This is a genomic window from Knoellia sp. B-D-2, from assembly GCF_057714695.1.
In genome coordinates this window covers 737946-754124 of the sequence record NZ_CM173189.1, presented here as the reverse complement: position 1 = coordinate 754124, position 16179 = coordinate 737946, and the positions used below count along the sequence as shown (strand labels likewise).

The 16179-nt window shown below is 73.7% G+C and carries 17 protein-coding genes; all 17 read left to right on the top strand.

Going from position 1 to position 16179, the window contains the following annotated elements; translation table 11 throughout:
- Positions 1-949 precede the first annotated feature (949 nt).
- Complete coding sequence (locus tag AC3EU2_RS03505; protein ID WP_488178361.1) at positions 950-1321, top strand: hypothetical protein; 372 nt, start codon at positions 950-952, stop codon at positions 1319-1321.
- Between the two features lie 323 nt (positions 1322-1644).
- The gene (locus tag AC3EU2_RS03500) at positions 1645-2244 is read left to right on the top strand and encodes a hypothetical protein (RefSeq protein WP_488178360.1); all 600 of its coding nucleotides are present in this window, start codon (positions 1645-1647) and stop codon (positions 2242-2244) included.
- Positions 2245-2269: 25 nt separating this feature from the next.
- A complete protein-coding gene (locus AC3EU2_RS03495; protein WP_488178359.1) occupies positions 2270-2950 on the top strand; it encodes an SAF domain-containing protein in 681 nt (226 codons plus the stop codon).
- Position 2951: 1 nt separating this feature from the next.
- Complete coding sequence (locus AC3EU2_RS03490; protein WP_488178358.1) at positions 2952-3743, top strand: P-loop NTPase family protein; 792 nt, start codon at positions 2952-2954, stop codon at positions 3741-3743.
- Entirely contained in the window at positions 3740-5269 is a 1530-nt protein-coding gene (locus tag AC3EU2_RS03485; RefSeq protein ID WP_488178357.1) for a TadA family conjugal transfer-associated ATPase, read from the top strand. Before AC3EU2_RS03490 ends, AC3EU2_RS03485 begins: the two co-directional genes overlap by 4 nt.
- Positions 5266-6126 carry a type II secretion system F family protein gene (locus AC3EU2_RS03480; RefSeq protein WP_488178356.1) on the top strand — a complete coding sequence of 287 codons (861 nt, stop codon included), beginning with the start codon at positions 5266-5268 and terminating at the stop codon, positions 6124-6126. Before AC3EU2_RS03485 ends, AC3EU2_RS03480 begins: the two co-directional genes overlap by 4 nt.
- Complete coding sequence (locus AC3EU2_RS03475; RefSeq protein ID WP_488178355.1) at positions 6123-7043, top strand: type II secretion system F family protein; 921 nt, start codon at positions 6123-6125, stop codon at positions 7041-7043. Before AC3EU2_RS03480 ends, AC3EU2_RS03475 begins: the two co-directional genes overlap by 4 nt.
- Before the next feature lie 32 nt (positions 7044-7075).
- Positions 7076-7270, top strand: coding sequence for a hypothetical protein (locus AC3EU2_RS03470; RefSeq protein ID WP_488178354.1), 195 nt, complete (start codon positions 7076-7078; stop codon positions 7268-7270).
- Between the two features lie 8 nt (positions 7271-7278).
- Positions 7279-7692: a TadE family protein gene (locus tag AC3EU2_RS03465; protein ID WP_488178353.1), complete on the top strand. Its 414-nt coding sequence runs from the start codon at positions 7279-7281 to the stop codon at positions 7690-7692.
- Positions 7689-8114, top strand: coding sequence for a TadE family protein (locus tag AC3EU2_RS03460; RefSeq protein WP_488178352.1), 426 nt, complete (start codon positions 7689-7691; stop codon positions 8112-8114). The genes AC3EU2_RS03465 and AC3EU2_RS03460 overlap by 4 nt, the downstream gene beginning before the upstream one ends.
- The gene (locus AC3EU2_RS03455; protein WP_488178351.1) at positions 8111-8539 is read left to right on the top strand and encodes a pilus assembly protein TadG-related protein; all 429 of its coding nucleotides are present in this window, start codon (positions 8111-8113) and stop codon (positions 8537-8539) included. The genes AC3EU2_RS03460 and AC3EU2_RS03455 overlap by 4 nt, the downstream gene beginning before the upstream one ends.
- Positions 8536-11718, top strand: a complete 3183-nt coding sequence (locus AC3EU2_RS03450; RefSeq protein ID WP_488178350.1) for a LysM peptidoglycan-binding domain-containing protein — start codon at positions 8536-8538, stop codon at positions 11716-11718. The genes AC3EU2_RS03455 and AC3EU2_RS03450 overlap by 4 nt, the downstream gene beginning before the upstream one ends.
- 251 nt (positions 11719-11969) lie before the next feature.
- A complete protein-coding gene (locus AC3EU2_RS03445; protein WP_488178349.1) occupies positions 11970-12755 on the top strand; it encodes a hypothetical protein in 786 nt (261 codons plus the stop codon).
- A 70-nt stretch (positions 12756-12825) separates the two neighbouring features.
- The gene (locus tag AC3EU2_RS03440; RefSeq protein ID WP_488178348.1) at positions 12826-13629 is read left to right on the top strand and encodes a hypothetical protein; all 804 of its coding nucleotides are present in this window, start codon (positions 12826-12828) and stop codon (positions 13627-13629) included.
- Positions 13626-13922: a hypothetical protein gene (locus tag AC3EU2_RS03435; RefSeq protein ID WP_488178347.1), complete on the top strand. Its 297-nt coding sequence runs from the start codon at positions 13626-13628 to the stop codon at positions 13920-13922. Before AC3EU2_RS03440 ends, AC3EU2_RS03435 begins: the two co-directional genes overlap by 4 nt.
- The gene (locus tag AC3EU2_RS03430; protein WP_488178346.1) at positions 13922-14719 is read left to right on the top strand and encodes a hypothetical protein; all 798 of its coding nucleotides are present in this window, start codon (positions 13922-13924) and stop codon (positions 14717-14719) included. The genes AC3EU2_RS03435 and AC3EU2_RS03430 overlap by 1 nt, the downstream gene beginning before the upstream one ends.
- Positions 14719-16119, top strand: a complete 1401-nt coding sequence (locus tag AC3EU2_RS03425) for a hypothetical protein (protein ID WP_488178345.1) — start codon at positions 14719-14721, stop codon at positions 16117-16119. Before AC3EU2_RS03430 ends, AC3EU2_RS03425 begins: the two co-directional genes overlap by 1 nt.
- The last annotated feature ends 60 nt before the right edge of the window (positions 16120-16179 follow it).

Genomic DNA, 16179 nt, shown 5'->3' with positions numbered 1-16179 from the left:
GCACCCAACGGTGGATCGCGGGTCGTCGAGCCGGCCGAACCACAGTCGAAATCGCGCGCGAGCACGGCGTGTCGAGGCAGCTTGTCGGCGCGGCAACAGCGGAGTACGGCCCGTTCCCATCGATCGAGCAGATCGAACTGTGGGTTGAGGCACGGAAGGCCCGCAGGACATTGCGCGCGATAGCGGACGACTTTGGCGTGCCCCAAGCGCTAATTCGCCGCCATACGCACCAACACGGACCGTTCCCTCCGCCGGGTTCGCATCTCCCAGAGGGGGTTTGGGGCGTTGCCGCGGTGGCCGCGCGGGTCGGGATGCCAACGCCCACGGTGATGCAGTGGAGGGAAAGGGGGCTCCTGCCGAAGCCTGATTTCATTACGGCACTGGGGCGCGTCCTGTGGTTGCCGACGACAATCGAGCACTGGCTCATTGAGACGACGGAGTTGACCGAGTGTCCCGATTGCGGCGCGTATTGCCGCTCAGTAGGGCATCACCGTTCGGCGAAGCATCCTGAGAGCTGGGCGGCGTCCCGGGCTTAAGTCGCGGCTGGTTGTGGCCCGCCGGTGAGTCGACTGCGAGCACCGGCAGTTGTCCACAGAAGCGACTCCACCTCCCCACAGGGCTCGCGCTCATGTCATCGTGAACCCAGACGCCGTCGATAGATGCGGTGTAGGGCGTGGCAGGGGACTGCGCACACCTTGACCGCCAAGAGCGGTCGGGGCGCTTAGGGAGTTGACCGGAGGGAGGGTCAATGAACACCAGGAGCACAATTGCTCGCGCCCTGATCTGCGCAGCGACGATCTTGGCCGTTGGCGCCTGCGACAGCGAGCCACAGCCACCGCCTACCCCTGTGACTAGTGGGTCAGCCACATCGAGTTCCGCAACCAGCTCTCCAAGTCCGTCAGCGTCGCCGACGCCGACAGACGACCCAGGACGTGCCGTTGCAGCTGTCGTGGCCTACTGGTCGGCGATCGACGCCGTTTCTGTAGACCCATCCACCAAACTCGAGCAGCTCGCGTCCGTCGCTCGAGGTCAGGCGCTGGCTCAGTGGCAGAGCACGATCGCTTCCGATCGAGCGAACGATCTTCGGCAGACCGGGATCTCGCAAGTCACGAATGCCGAGGCCGTCGCACTAGGTGCGCAGGCCTACCGCGTCGTGGCCTGCATCGACGTGTCAGCAGTCGACGTGGTTGACAGGAGCGGTAAGTCCGTCGTGGCTGCCGGCCGTCCCGAGCGGCAGAAGTACTCGTACACGGTCGACAAGACGACGGATGGGTTCTTTGTCACTGAGGACCTGCTCAAGGGCAAACCGTGCGACGCCTAGCTCTGGCCGTCGCATGCCTGGCTTTCTCCCTGACCGGGGCCGCCTCCGCGTGGGCTTCGCCCCCTGTGCAATGCCCACCTGGCCAGGAACCTCATCCGAAGACGGGCCAGTGCGTCATCATCATCGTTACTCCTCCCACTGATCCGTCTGATCCTCAAGAGCCCGGCGAGCCTCAACCCCCCGGAGATGACGAGCCTCCGGAGAAGCCGGTCTGCACCTTCGACGGTGAGTCTCCGCCGACGGAGATCGACTGCTCCGGAGAGATGGGGTGGTGGGTGCAGTCGCGGCAGTGCTACGCCAAGGCGTCCACGCCGCAGCCGCCGATGTCTGACTCGCTGTGGCAAGGGCACACCGACGGTGCGATCTACGACTGCGCCCGGCCGGTGCTGGGCCCGGGCGGGTTCATCATCTACCAGTTCTGGTCGGCCGAGCCTCCCGGCGTGGGCGCCCCGCCGGACCCGCGGGCGCTGGCCCGACGGGCGGTCGCGGTGATGAACCTGCGCGCGATCCGGGTCGGCATGGTGCCCGAGCCGGTCCCGGGTCGGATCGGGGTGGTCGGGATGCCGACCTGGATGTGGGCGGACCAACCCGACCCGCTCACGTGGGGCCCGGTGACCCGCACCGCAGGGGCGGGCGGGTTCACGGTCACCGCCACCGCGCACGTCACGAAGGTCGTCTGGTCCATGGGAGACGGAGCCACGGTCGTGTGCCACACCGCCGGAACGCCGTACCGCGACGAGTTCGGGAAGAAGTCGAGCCCCGACTGCGGCCACACCTACGAGGTCGAGGGCCGCTACACGGTGCGCGCCACCTCGCACTGGACGGTTGACTGGACCGGGATGGGCCAGATCGGCTCCATCCCGCTGACGTTCTCGGACACGGTGCCCGTCACGATCGGCGAGGCGCAGGTGCTCACGCAGTAGCACCGGCAGGAGAAGGGGGAAGCAGATGGCGATCGACACGGCCCGGACCACACCCGAGGCCCATGCCGCGAGGAGTGAGAAGGCGGCGGGGCGACCGGTCGCGCCGCCGCCGAAACTGCGCCGGCGACCCGCGCTGGTCGCGGCGTCGATCGCGCTGATCTGCCTCGGCGGGGTCCTCGCCGCGTTCGCGTGGAACGTCACCACGACTACCCAGTCGGTGGTCGCCGTCCGCGAGGACGTGCAACGCGGCCAGGTCATTCAGGCGCGAGACCTGATGAGCGTCAGGGTAAGCGTCGACCCTGCTCTTCGCCCGGTGCCGGCGACGCAGCTGAGCTCGCTGGTCGGCCGCCGCGCGGCGATGGACCTGGCGGCCGGGTCGCTGGTCACCAGCGCTCAGGTGACCGACCAGAGCGTGCCGCCGGCCGGGCGGTCGCTGGTCGGGGTCGCCCTGCCGCCGGGCCAGCTGCCGGGCGAGCAGCTCGTCGCCGGCGACCAGGTTCGTGTCGTGTCCACCCCCGGAGCGCAGGGCGAGGTCGGCGATGCCCCGCCGGTCACGATCACCGCCGAGGTGGTCTCGGTCCGGGTCAACGACGACGACGGCCAGGTGGTGGTGACCGTGCAGGTCCCCGAAGGCGACGCCCCCGATCTTGCGGCCCGGGCCGCCACCGGCAACATCGCCATCGTCCTGGACTCCCGGGAGCGCTGAGATGGCGCTGATCGTCCTAACCTCCGCCTCCGGGTCGCCCGGGGTGACGGCGACCGCGGTCGGCTTGGCCCTGACCTGGGACCGGCCGGTGCTGCTGGTCGAGGCCGACCCCACCGGAGGGTCCGCCATCCTCGCCGGCTACTTCCGCGGGCAGGCGTCCCCACCGGACTCCCTGATCGACCTCGTCCTGGCCCACCGCGACGGCACCCTGCGCGAGTCGATCCCGGCGGTCGCGATGCAGGTTCCCGACAGCACCGTCACCCTCATTGCGGGAACCCGAGCCCACGGTCAGGCACGATCCATCGACGGTCTGTGGGAGCCGCTTGCCGCCGCGCTGGGCACGCTGGACGAGCTCGGGCAGGACGTCATCGTCGATGCCGGCCGGCTCGGCCTGACCGGGGCTCCCGAACCGCTGCTGCACGCTGCCGACCTCGCGCTGATGGTGACCCGGACCGACCTGGTCGCTCTCGCCGGTGCCCGGTCCTGGGCGCAGACGCTGGCGAGCGCGTTCGCCGGGCAGGGCGTCGCGGACTCCTTCGGGATCCTCACCGTCGGTGACGGGCGCCCCTACGGCGCGCGCGAGGTCGGCAAGGTCCTCGCCGCACCGGTCGTCGGGACGGTCGCGTGGGACGAGCCCGCCGCGGCGGTGTTCACCCACGGCTCGCAGCCGCCGGGACGGTTCGACCGGTCAGCGCTCGTGAGGTCGCTGCGCACGGTTCAGGACGCCATCGCCGCCCGGGTGACGGCGAACTCCGCCGACCTGGCGGCCTCGCGCGCGGGGGGTGGCGCATGACCACCGAACCGGTCCTGAACGGCCACGGCCCGGACCCGAGCGACCTGCCCCTGTTCCGGAGCCCGCACGAGTCGCGAACCGGGCGGGTCCGCGGCGCGTTCTCCCTCGCCGGGCAGTCCCCGGTGACGACCACCGCTGCGCCACAACGCATCCCGATCTCCCGGCCCGCGCCGACACCATTCGACGGCGCCATCGACTGGGGCTTGGTCGCGACGATCCGTCAGCAGGCTTCCGACCGCCTGTCCGCCGCCGTGGGGGCGGACCGATCCCGGGCGACCGCCGCGGAACAGCGCGTCGAGGGGCGCCGCATCATCGCCGACCTCCTCGAGACCGAGGCTGCCGAGCGGGTCACCTCCGGGTCCCCGTCGTGGAGCCGCGCCGAGCAGGCCGCCACCGCGGTCGCCGTCGAGGACGCCCTGTTCGGCCTGGGCCGGCTGCAGCCGCTCGTCGACGACGACGACGTCGAGAACATCATCATCACCGGCCACGACCAGGTCCGCCTCGAGCTGACCGACGGCCGCCTCGTCGACGGGCCACCGGTCGCGGACAGCGACCGCGAGCTCATCGACTTCCTCGTGTTCCTGGCCTCCCGCAGCGAGGTCAACGCCCGCCCCTTCTCCGAGGCGCAACCCCGGCTGCACCTGCGCCTGGATGGGGGAGCGCGCCTCGCGGCCGCCGCGTGGGTCACCCCCCGCCCGTCCGTGGTGATCCGCCGGCACCGCCTCAACCGGGTCACCCTGGCCGACCTCGTCGAGCTCGGGACCCTGTCCGAGGTCGCGGCCTCGTTCCTGGCGGCCGCGGTCAAGGCACGCCGCAGCATCGTCGTCGCCGGCGCCCAAGGCGCCGGAAAGACCACCCTGGTGCGGGCCCTGTGCTCACAGATCCCCCGGCACGAGGCCATCGGCACCTTCGAGACCGAGTACGAGCTGCACCTGCACGAGATGACCGACCAGCACCCCGTCGTGTTCGCGTGGGAGGCCCGCCCCGGCTCAGGCGAACGCGGCCCCGACGGACGCCAGGCCGGCGAGTTCACCCTGTCCGAGGCCCTGTTCGACTCGTTCCGGTTCAACCTGTCCCGGCAGATCGTCGGCGAGGTCCGCGGCCACGAGATCCTCGCGATGCTGAAAGCGATGGAGTCCGGAGCCGGGTCGATCTCCACCACCCACGCCCGCACCGCAGAAGGCGCCATCGGCAAGCTCGTCACCTGCGCCCTCGAGGCCGGCCCGCACGTCACCCACGACTACGCCCTCCGCGCCATCGCCTCCGCCATCGACATCGTCGTCCACGTCCACCTCGACACCACCCCCGGCCCGAACGACACGTGGCAGCGCCGCCGCTGGGTCTCTGAGATCATCACCGTCGCCCCCGGCGAACGCGAGAAGGGCTACGCGATCCAGCACGCCTTCCGCACCCGCCCCGGAACCACCGTCGCCACCGCCCACGTCCTCGACGACACCTACCGCGACCTCGACGCGTACGGCTTCGACGCCGACGCCTACCACCGCGACGCCCAGGACACCCCGTGACCGCCGTCGTCCCGGCACTGGCCGGCGCGCTCGTCGTCGCCGGCATCCTCGGCTGCATCGCCGGGCTGCGCCGAACCCCGCCACCATCACCCAAGCCCCGGCAGCCTCGCCGACGCCCGCTCGCCCGCCTGACCACCCGCAGCAAGCGGCTCCTGGCCGCGGGCGCCTTGGCCGGGCTCGTCATCGCCGTGGTCACCGGTTGGTGGATCGCCCTCATCGCTGTCCCCGCCGCCGTGGCAGGTTTGCCCGCGCTGCTGTCCGCACCCGCCGCGGCTGCGCACGTCGACCGGCTCGAGGCCATGGAGGAGTGGACCCGCGCCCTGGCCGGGGTCCTCACCGTCGGCGCGGGCCTGGAGCAGGCCCTCATCGCCACCGTCCGCTCCACCCCGCAACCGATCCGCCCCGAGGTCACCCGCCTCGCCGCGCGGCTGCGAGCCCGTTGGCCCACCGAGGACGCGCTGCGCGTGTTCGCCGACGAGCTCGACGACGCCACCGGCGACGTCCTGGCCGCCAACCTCATCCTCGCCGCCCGCCGCCGCGGCGCCGGGCTGGCCAGCGTCCTCGAAGGCGTCGCCGAGTCCGTCGCCGCCGACGTCCGTGCCCGCCGCGAGGTCGAGGCCGACCGCGCCAAACCCCGCGCGACCGCCCGCTGGGTCACGATCATCACCGTCACCGTCCTGGGGTTCCTCGCCCTGTCCGGGCAGTACGTCGCCCCCTACGGCACCGCCCTCGGGCAGGTCCTGCTCGTGGCCCTGCTCGGCCTGTACGTCGCCACCCTGGTGTGGATGCGCCGCATGGCCACCGGCCGCCAGCTCCCACGGTTCATCAACGCCACCCCCGAGCAGGTGACACCGTGACGTCCCCGACCGGGCTCCAGCTCGTCATCACCGCCGGCGTCCTCCTCGGCGCCGGTGTCGCGCTGCTCATCTGGCACCTCGTGCCCGCCCACCCCGACCTGCGCGACACCCTCGAACGGCTCTCACCCGAGGCCGCACGCCACCACCGCGCCGCAACCGAACCGACGCGTGACGAGGCCGGATCGACCGAACGCCTCGGACGGTGGGCCCTGACCCGCCTCCCCGCCGGGATCTGGGGACGCCCACCCACCCGGGACCTGGCGATCCTGCGCACCCCACTGACCCGGTTCTACGGCGAGAAGCTTCTCTACGCCCTGCTCGGCCTCGCGATTCCCCCGACCATGACCGTCGTATTCAACGCGATGGGCGCCGGCATCCCCATCACCGTCCCCGCCGTCGGCTCCCTCCTGGTCGCGGCCGGGCTGTTCTTCCTGCCCGACCACAACGCCCGCGACGACGCGAAGAAGGCCCGCGCCGAGTTCTCCCGGGCCCTTGGCGCGTACATCGACCTCGTCGCCCTCGAACGCCTCGGCGGCGCCGGACCCCGCCAAGCCATGGAGGCCGCCGCCTCCGTCGGCGACTCCTGGGTGTTCCACCGCCTCACCGAAGAGCTCGCCCGCACCCGCTGGTCCGGCCTGACCCCCTGGGAGTCCCTGCACGCCCTCGCCACCGAGCTCGCCCTGCCCGAGCTCGACGACCTCGCCGACATCATGCGCCTGTCCGGGGAGGAAGGCACCCAGGTCTACACCGCCCTGCGAGCCCGCTCCGCCGCCATGCGCGTGGCCACCCTCTCGGCCGAGAAGGCCCGAGCCAACGAGGTCGCCGAACGCATGACCATCCCCATGAGCCTGCTCGGCGTCATCTTCCTCGCCATCCTCGTCACCCCCGCCCTCCTGCGCGTCCTCGCCGGAACCTGAACCCGCACAACCAAACCCGAAAGGCACCCGCCATGCACCACCTCGCCGCCACCCTGCACACCCTCGGGGTCCACCTCACCGACCGAGCCCGCGCCCGCCTGCGCACCGAGCAGGGCTCGGTCACCATCGAGCAGGTCCTGTGGGCGGTCGCCGTCATCACCATCGTCGGCATCGTCGTCCTGGCCATCACCGCGTACGTGACCTCCGAGGCCGCCAAGATCACCTAGGGGGAGTGATGACCCCAACCCGCGCCCCCACACCCGCCAGCCGCCCGCCCCGGCGGCGGGACGAGCACGGCTCCACCTCCATCCAGATGGTCCTGCTCATGCCCGCGCTGTTCACCGTCATGTTCCTCGGCATGCAAGCCGCCCTGCACTACCACGCCCGCACCCTGGCCATCGCCGCCGCGCAGGAAGGCGCCCGCGCCGCCGGCGCCCAGAACGGCACCAAGGCCGACGGCATCACCACCGCCACCACCTACCTCGCCGCCACCGCCGGCGACTCCCTTACCGTCAGCGGCATCACCGGCGCCCGCACCGCCACCACCGCCACCATCACCGTCCGCGGCACCGCCTTGTCCGTGCTGCCCGGCTGGACCCCCACCGTCACCCAGTCCGCCACCGTGCCCGTCGAACGGACCACCCGATGACCACCCGCGCCGAACGCGGCTCCGCCGCCCTCGAGGCCGCCATCGGGCTGCCCGCGTTCGTGCTGTTCGTCGGGCTCATCATCATCGCCGGACGCATCGCCGTCGCCGGACAGGCCGTGGACGCCGTCGCCACCGAAGCCGCCCGCACCGCCTCCATCGCCCGCACCGAAACCACCGCCGCCGCCACCGCCCGCGACGCCGCCACCGCCAGCCTGACCACCCAAGGCCTGCGCTGCACCACCACCACCGTGCGCGTCGACACCCGCGGCTTCCGCGCCCCCGTCGGCACCCCCGCCGCCGTCACCGCCACCATCACCTGCGCCGTCCCCCTCGGCGACATCGCCATCCCCGGCCTGCCCGGCACCACCACCGTCACCGGCACCGCCACCTCACCCATCGACACCTACCGGGGACGCACATGACCACCCCCACCCCGGCACCCGAGCGCGGGTCCGTGAGCATCTGGCTGGCCACCACCGGGTTCGCCATGGTCGTCCTCGCCGGCCTGGCCATCGACCTCGGTGGCCACGTCCACACCCAGCAACGCGCCCGCGCCGTCGCCGCCGAAGCCGCCCGCACCGGCGGACAACAGCTCCAAGCCGCCCCCGCCATCCGCGGCCAAGCCGTCCGCACCGACATCACCGCCGCCACCCGCGCCGCCAAGACCTACCTGGCCGCCTCCGGCATGACCGGCCACGTCCGCGTCACCGGAGGCGACACCATCACCGTCGACACGGCCGACACCTACACCAGCACCTTCCTCGGCATCATCGGCATTACGACCCTCCCGGTCACCGGCCACGCCGAAGCCAAGGTCACCCGCACCGTCGGAGGAGTCGAGCAATGACACCCACCCTGCGCGCCCGCCTCACCGGCCTGGCCGCCACCACCGCCCTGGTCGCCCTCCTCGCCGGCGTCCCCGCCGCCCTCCTCGCCGCCGGCTCGACCCCCACCGGCTGGCCCGGCTGGGACCGCCTGCGCGAGCTGCTCAGCACCCCCGACGACGGCACCGTCGCCCTGACCGCGCTCACCATCGCCGCGTGGCTCGCCTGGGCCTTCCTCGCCGGCACCACCCTCCTCGAGATCGGCGCCCGAGCCCGCGGCATCCCCACCCCGCACCTGCCCGGTCTCGCGCTGCCACAGTCCGCGGCGCACGGACTCGTCGGTGCCGCTGTCCTCCTCTTCGCCACCACAGCGACCTCAACCACGCCGGCCGCCGCCCCGGCCGGCCAGGTCACTGCGGCCCCCACCGTCGCCGCCGCACCCGCCGTCACCGCAATCCCCGCGCCAAGGCGGGCGGCCGCGACCACCGCGCCCGTCCCCGAACAGACCCACACCGTCCGCAAGGGCGACACCCTCTGGTCCATCGCGACCGACCGGCTCGGCGACCCGCGCCAGTGGAGCGCCATCGCCGCCCTCAACCGCGCCACCGTCCCCGACCCCGACGCGCTCACCCCCGGCACCGTCCTCCGCCTCCCGGCCGCCGCAGCGGCGCAGACACCGGCCGCCCCGGCCGGCGGGCGCTACGTCGTCGAGAGCGGCGACACCCTCAGCGGCATCGCCGACACCGAGCTCGGCGACCCCGGCCGCTACCCCGAGATCTACGCCGCCTCCCGCCACGCCACCCAACCCGACGGGCGACACCTCAGCGACCCCGACCTCATCGTCCCCGGCTGGGTCCTCACCCTCCCCACTGACACCACGACACCGGCCCCCACGACCGCACCAGCCTCCGTGCCGACCCCGACCACGCCGGCCCCAACCGCGCCGGCCACGACCGGACTCAAACCGGCCGACCGCGGACCCGCCCCCACGACTAAACCGACCCCCACCGCCCGTCACGATGCCCAACACGGCACGACGGCGGAGCCGCCGATCGCCGCTCCCGCCGACGACGCGCCCTCCTTCCCGTGGCTGGTCACCGGACTCGCCACCGCACCCGTCCTCGCCGGCTCCCTGTGGCTCCTCCTCGCCCGCCGCCGCGCCGCCCAGCAACGCCACCGCCGCCCCGGCCGCACCATCGCCACCCCAACCCCGGCTCTCGCCCCCATCGAGAAGACCCTCGCCGTCACCGGAGCCCCAGCCGCCCCCGACGTCGAGCGGCTCGACCTCGCCCTGCGCCACCTCGCCACCACTCTGACGGCCGCCGGGCAGCCCATGCCCTCCCTGGCCGCCGTCCAGCTCACCGCCGACGACGCCACCCTCCACCTCCAGACCCCCTGCCCGCTGCCCGACCCGTGGGTCGACCCCGACGGCGCCGCGACCCGCTGGTCCCTGCCCGCCACCGCGGCCCTGCCCGGACACCTCGCCCCTGACCAGCCAGCCCCGTTCCCGCTCTTGGTCACCATCGGCACCAGCGACCCCGCCACCAACGCCGCCGGCGACACCTGGCTGCTCAACATCGAGGGCGTCGTCCTCACCCTGACCGGCGACCCCACGATGGCCGAGGACCTCGCCCGCTACCTCGCCGCGGAGATCGCCTGCAACCCCTGGGCCGAGACCGTCACCGCGCACTGCCACGGACCGGCCGCCGACGTCACCACCCTCAACCCGGACCGGCTCCACCGCCACGACGTCCTCGACGCCCCCGCCGCCGACACCCTCACCCACGCCGTGACCGCCCACGACCGGGCCACCGCAGCACGACTCGACTCCGCCACGGCCCGCGCCGCCATGAGCGGTGAGGACGCCTGGCCTGCCGCCGTCCTCATCGCCGACGGCCGCGGCGACACCCCACCCGCCCTCGGACAGCTCCTCACCGTCATCGACCAGCACCACGACACCGCCGCCGTCGCCGTCGTCCTCACCGGTCCCGCGACCTCCGCCGGGACCGTCGCCGAGGTCAGCCCCACCGGGCGCGTCCGCCTCCCACACGTCGGGCTCGACCTCGTCGCCGTCGGGCTCACCCGCGACGAAGCCCTCGGCTGCGCCTCCCTCCTCGCCGCCGGAGCGGCCCTGCAGGACCAGCCCATCCCCGACGCCGCCGACACCGGCGCGACGAGCGACTGGCGCGCCGACACCGACGCCGCCGGCGCCCTGCGCGCCTCCTCGACCCTGCCGCGCGACCCCCACGGCGACCCCACCAGCCTGCTCCCCGACCCCGACGAGAACTACCTCGACGACGCCGCCACCACCAACGACGACCTCGCAGCCCTCGCGCCGCGCCTCGACCCCGCCACCCGACCCGTCGCCGACGATGTCGACCCCGACCTCGACGGCGACCTCGAGCTCTGGTTCGCGCACGACTGCCCGCTGCCCCGCCTGACCCTCCTCGGCCCCGTCACCGCCCGCACCCGCGGACGAGCCCTGGCCGAACGCAAGGCGTACATGACCGCCGTCCTGGCCTTCATCGCCCTGCGCCCGCACGGCGCCACCCCCGACGAGCTCGCTGACGCCATGGGCATCACCCCCGCCAAGGCCCGCGAGTACGCCCGCGTCGTGCGCGAATGGCTGGGCACCAACCCCCGCACCGGCGAGCCGCACCTGCCCGACGCCCGCAAGGCACCCACCGCGATCGAGCGCGGCATCGGCGTCTACCAGGTCCAGGACCTCCTCACCGACGCCGACCTGTTCCGCCGGCTACGCCGCCGCGCCCAGAATCGTGGCCCCGCCGGTATCGACGACCTCACCACCGCGCTCACCCTTGTCCGCGGCGAGCCGTTCAGCCAGCTCCGCCCCGGCGCCTGGACCTGGCTCCACGAAGGCGACCGCCACGACCACCACCTAGTCGCCGCGATCGTCGACACCGCCCACATCGTCACCACCGCCGCCCTACGCCAGCACGACCTCGACACCGCCCGCCACGCCGCCGAGCAGGCCCTGCTCGCCGCACCCCACGACGAGACACCCCGCCTCGACCTAGTCGCCGTCGACGCCTCCGACGGCCGGGACACCGACGCCCACGACCGCCTGCGCGCGACCGTCCTGGACCGAGTCGACGTCCCCGGACCTCCCGAGGACTTGCCCGAGCGCAGCGAGACCGTCATCGCCCGCCACCGCTGGACCGGCGGCGCGCAAGCCAGCTGACCCCTGGCCCGTCACCAGCCGCCGCGCGGCTGAGCTGACCGGCTCCGGCACGGACCCTCCGCGGACCGACCGGCAAGCCCGTCGACCACGACGGCGCACCTTTCCCGGGGACGAACGTTTCCGCAGGTCACGCGCTCGTCCCTGCACGTCATCGGCCCGTCCCCCCACCCGGGCCGGCACGTCCCGGGACGAAACCGGGGACACCGCCACCGCACCGTCACCTCGTCACCCCCTGACGAAAGGCGACAGCGATGAGCGTGACCACTCAGCTGCAGATGACCGACCTCGACGCCGGCCCGCTCGCCGGCGCCGCGCAGGCCTGGCCCACCTGGGTCCGGCAGCACCCCGAGCTCACCCCGATCCCGGACCTGGCCGACCTGCCCGGCTGGCTGCGCACCGCCGCACCCGGCGACCGGGACCCCGTCCTGCGGGTCCTGGCCCGCAAGGGCTCCACCCTCGGCGATGACGAACCGCTGGCGGCCGCCGTCCTCATCTGGGTCCTGCTGCCCGGCGCCAGCATCCTGGCCAACCGCCTGCGCTACCTCAGCCCCGACATCGACCAGTTCGTCGCCTCCCAGCTGTGGCTCGAGGTCCGCGCCCTGCGCTGGCAGAGCACCTGGAAGGTCGCCGCCACCGTCCTGCTCAACACCCGCAAGGGCGTCATGGTCGACCTCGGCGCGCGCGGGCACGCCGAGGCCGTCTGGGAACGACTCGTCACCGTCGACCCCACCACCGTCGCGTGGCTCGACCTGCCCGACACCACCCACGCCGAGGACCCGGCCGCCGAGCTCGCGCTCCTGCTCGAGCGCGCCCACCGCGACGAGGTCATCACCGACCACCAGCGCGCCATGATCACCCGCCTCGCCGAGCTCGCCGACAACGGCAGCAACCCCCGCTGCGGCACCCAGGCCGGGATCGTCTGCGCCGCCTCCGCGAACGTCGTCGCCGCCGAGCTCGGCACCTCCGCGCGCACCATCCGCCGCCACACCCAACGCGTTCTCGCCGCTCTCACCGCGACCTACGCCATCCCGGCCTGACCGCCAAGCCCACCGCGCCGGCTTAGGGAAATCGACACCCGGACCCGCCACAGCCACCCAGGAGGGGGCCATGACCACCACCATCACCACGACCCGACCCGTCACCGTCGCCGAGCTCCAGCGCGCCTACCGCGACGTCCTCGACGGCCGGTTCCGACGCCTGCGCCCCCCCACGCCACCGGCCGAGGACCGCTGGCACGGGCCCGCCCTGCCGGTCCTGGGCGCCTCCAGCGGCAGCGGAGCCTCCACGATCGCCCTCGCCCTGGCCACCGCCGCCGGCCGGGCCCGGCTCCTCGACTGCGCCGGACCCGCCTCCGCGCTGGCCGGCGCCGCAACCGCCGAGCTCGGCACCCACGACGACGGATGGGTCCGCGGCCGCCGCGGCGATGTCCTCATTGAGCGCCCCGTCGCACCCGTCGCCACCGCCCACCCACCCACCACCCCCGACTCCCACACCGGCGCCCTGGCCGTCATCGACGTCGCCGCCCCGCTCGAGACCGTCCTCGCCGGCCACTCCTGGGTCGCCGACCTCCTGCGCCGACCCGGCCCCGTCGTCGTCACCGCCACGACCACCGTGCCCGGGTTCCGACGCCTCGACCAGACCCTCGCCCTGCTGCGCCACCGCGACGTCGTCGTCGCCACCGGCAGCCCCAGCCGCCGCCACCGCGACCGCGCCGCCGCCCACGCCTGGGACCAGGTCTGCGCCGCGCACGACCTGCGCGGCCGAGTCGTCACCGTCCCACTCGACCCGCGGCTGCGGGTCCACGGCATCGACTCCACGCCCCTGCCGGCAGCGGTCCTGCGCACCGCCCGCCACGCACTGACCCTGACCGCCACCGCCACGCACACCACCGACCGGAATGCCCTGTCATGACCAGCACCAGCGCAACCCTCGCCGCGCTCACCACCCGGATCTGCCCCGTCGCCCCACCCGGCGCGCAGGGCTACGCCGACCAGCTCATGGGCTACCTGCTCTGGGGCATCGGGATCCTGTTCATCCTCGGCGTCCTCGTCGGCATCGGCGCCGTCGTCGGCGGCCGCGCCTTCGCCATGCCCCACGCCTCCCGCGCCGGCGTCGTCGGCATCGTCCTCGTCTTCGCCGCCATCGTCGGCTACCTCGTCCTGCCCGGCATCGTGCGCGCCATGACCGGCTCCGGGTGCGTCTGATGCCCCAGACCTGGTCCGCCACCGCACCCGGGTGGGGACGCGCCCGGCTCCTGTCCACCCTGGTCGGGATCCTCCTGGCGGCCCTCACCCTCATCGGTGGGGTCGTGGCCCTCATCCGCGACACAGCCGACGACACCCTGCCGTACGACGACTACGTCGCCGCCACCGTCGCCGCCGACGCCCGGACTTCCTATCGGGACGCCGTCGCGGGGGCCCCCATGCTCGACGTGGCCCCGGCCGACGCCCGAGGCGGCATCCCCTCGGTGGCACCCACCGACCCCATCGACATCCCCGCGCCCACCACATCAGGGCCCGCCCAGGTCCCCTCCGGCTTCCCGCACACCCCGGCCGGCGCGATCGGGCAACTCGCCGCCAGCGACACAACCGTCCTGACCGCCATGGACATCCCCGTCGCCCGCGCCGTCCACGACGCCTGGACCCTGCCCGGGGCGCCCGCGCTCGAGGCCTGGGTCCCCACCGCCGCGGTCCGGGCCTTCCGCACCGCCTCCAACACCACCGGCCCAGTCGCGGTCGCCATCACCCCCGTCGCCGCACAGGTCAAGGGCAGCGACGGCCCCGACTGGGTCCTGGCGTGTGTGCTGTACCGCATCGACGCCGCCGTCACCCGCACCGCGACCATCGCGTACGGCCGCTGCGAACGCCTCCAATGGCAGCACGACCGGTGGGTTGTCGCGCCCGGACCCGCCCCCGCCTCGGCCCCGTCCACGTGGCCCGGCACCGACCTCGCCCACGCCGCCGGATGGCGGCCCTGGCGCACCGACCCCGGGGGCGGGTGATGGCGACCACAGCGCAGGGCTGGGACGACCTGCTCGACCCGTTCACCTTCCTCGGCAACGCCGCCGCCAAGGCCGCCGCCGACGCCTGGACCACCACCATGCTCGCCCTTTGGAACGGCGGGCTGTGGCTGCTGCGGCTCGTCTTGGGCTGGGTCGACACCTTCCTCACCCCCGACCTGCGCGAGACCGGCCCGATGGCCGGCACCTACCGCGTCACCTTCTGGGTCGCCGCCACCCTCGTCCTCGCCCTCGCGCTCGTCCAGACCGGCATCGCCGCCGCCCGCCGCGACGGCAAGTCGCTCGCCCGCGTCCTGGTCGGCGGTGCCCAGTTCGTCATGGTCTGGGCCGCTTGGATCACCTACGCCATCGCCCTGCTCTACGCCTGCTCCGGACTGACCCGCTCGCTGATGAAGGCGACCATGGGCGTCGACACCTGGGCCCAGTGGAACCCGTGGGGACGGGTCGAGGCCGAAGACCTCACCGACGCCACCATCGCCACCGTCCTCGGGATCCTCGGGGTCCTCGTCATCATCGCCGCCATTGGCCACCTCATGGTCATGCTCGCCCGCGCCGCCGCCCTCATCGTCCTCGTCGCCACCGCACCCATCGCCGCCGCCGGACTCGCCTCCGAGGTCGGGCAGTCCTGGTTCTGGAAGAGCGTGCGCTGGACCCACGCCGCCGCCCTCACCCCACCCCTGATGGCGCTGGTCATCGGCGCCGGCACCCAGACCACCACCGCGGTCGTCACCGGCACCGGCGAGGCCGGCCTCGCGTCCGCGGTCGGCACCGCCGTCCCCGGCGTCATGCTCGTCCTCATCTCCTGCTTCGCCCCCCTGGCCCTGTTCAAGCTCCTCGCGTTCGTCGACCCCGGCACCAGCTCCGGCGCGGCCATGCGCAACGGCCTCGCCGCCGCCGGCGGCGTCCAAGGCCTGCTGTCCGGGTCGAGCCCGACCGGCCCCGCGACCGCGTCCAGCACCGACGGGATGGGCCGCGCCGCACCTGAGGCCACCGGCGAGGACGCCACCACCAGCCGCTTCGCCCAGACCGCGTCCGGGATGCTCGGCGCCGCCGGCCGCGTCCTCGGCACGGCCGCGGGGATCGGCGCCACCGGCGCTGCCGTCAGCGCCGACATGACGAACCAGATGGGCGTCGGCCACCACAGCTACATCCCCGACTTCACCCGCCCCCCACGCCCCGGCCCCAACAGGCCGTCAACCCCCGACACCCGCGGCGAAGACCAGGCCGGCGCCCCCGACGTCAGCGCACCCGACGGGATCGCCCCGGTCCGGGCACTGCCCACCCCCTTCCCAGTCGGAGCCCCTGGCGGCGCGCCAGGCGCCGCCGCTGGGGGAGCCGGTACAGGTGCGGCCGCCGCGGCCGTCCCCGTCGTTCCCGTCTGACCGAGCCCCCAACCCCGTCCCGTTCAGCGCTGTCCACGCCCACCACCGCTTGGAGGTCCT

Excerpts from the sequence above, each read along its gene's own strand:
- AC3EU2_RS03445 (WP_488178349.1), top strand. The coding sequence starts at position 11,970 with ATGAGCGTGACCACTCAGCTGCAGATGACCGACCTCGACGCCGGCCCG.
- AC3EU2_RS03425 (WP_488178345.1), top strand. The coding sequence starts at position 14,719 with ATGGCGACCACAGCGCAGGGCTGGGACGACCTGCTCGACCCGTTCACC.
- AC3EU2_RS03495 (WP_488178359.1), top strand. The coding sequence starts at position 2,270 with ATGGCGATCGACACGGCCCGGACCACACCCGAGGCCCATGCCGCGAGG.
- AC3EU2_RS03465 (WP_488178353.1), top strand. The coding sequence starts at position 7,279 with ATGACCCCAACCCGCGCCCCCACACCCGCCAGCCGCCCGCCCCGGCGG.
- AC3EU2_RS03430 (WP_488178346.1), top strand. The coding sequence starts at position 13,922 with ATGCCCCAGACCTGGTCCGCCACCGCACCCGGGTGGGGACGCGCCCGG.
- AC3EU2_RS03485 (WP_488178357.1), top strand. The coding sequence starts at position 3,740 with ATGACCACCGAACCGGTCCTGAACGGCCACGGCCCGGACCCGAGCGAC.
- AC3EU2_RS03455 (WP_488178351.1), top strand. The coding sequence starts at position 8,111 with ATGACCACCCCCACCCCGGCACCCGAGCGCGGGTCCGTGAGCATCTGG.
- AC3EU2_RS03440 (WP_488178348.1), top strand. The coding sequence starts at position 12,826 with ATGACCACCACCATCACCACGACCCGACCCGTCACCGTCGCCGAGCTC.
- AC3EU2_RS03450 (WP_488178350.1), top strand. The coding sequence starts at position 8,536 with ATGACACCCACCCTGCGCGCCCGCCTCACCGGCCTGGCCGCCACCACC.
- AC3EU2_RS03435 (WP_488178347.1), top strand. The coding sequence starts at position 13,626 with ATGACCAGCACCAGCGCAACCCTCGCCGCGCTCACCACCCGGATCTGC.
- AC3EU2_RS03460 (WP_488178352.1), top strand. The coding sequence starts at position 7,689 with ATGACCACCCGCGCCGAACGCGGCTCCGCCGCCCTCGAGGCCGCCATC.
- AC3EU2_RS03490 (WP_488178358.1), top strand. The coding sequence starts at position 2,952 with ATGGCGCTGATCGTCCTAACCTCCGCCTCCGGGTCGCCCGGGGTGACG.
- AC3EU2_RS03500 (WP_488178360.1), top strand. The coding sequence starts at position 1,645 with ATGTCTGACTCGCTGTGGCAAGGGCACACCGACGGTGCGATCTACGAC.
- AC3EU2_RS03470 (WP_488178354.1), top strand. The coding sequence starts at position 7,076 with ATGCACCACCTCGCCGCCACCCTGCACACCCTCGGGGTCCACCTCACC.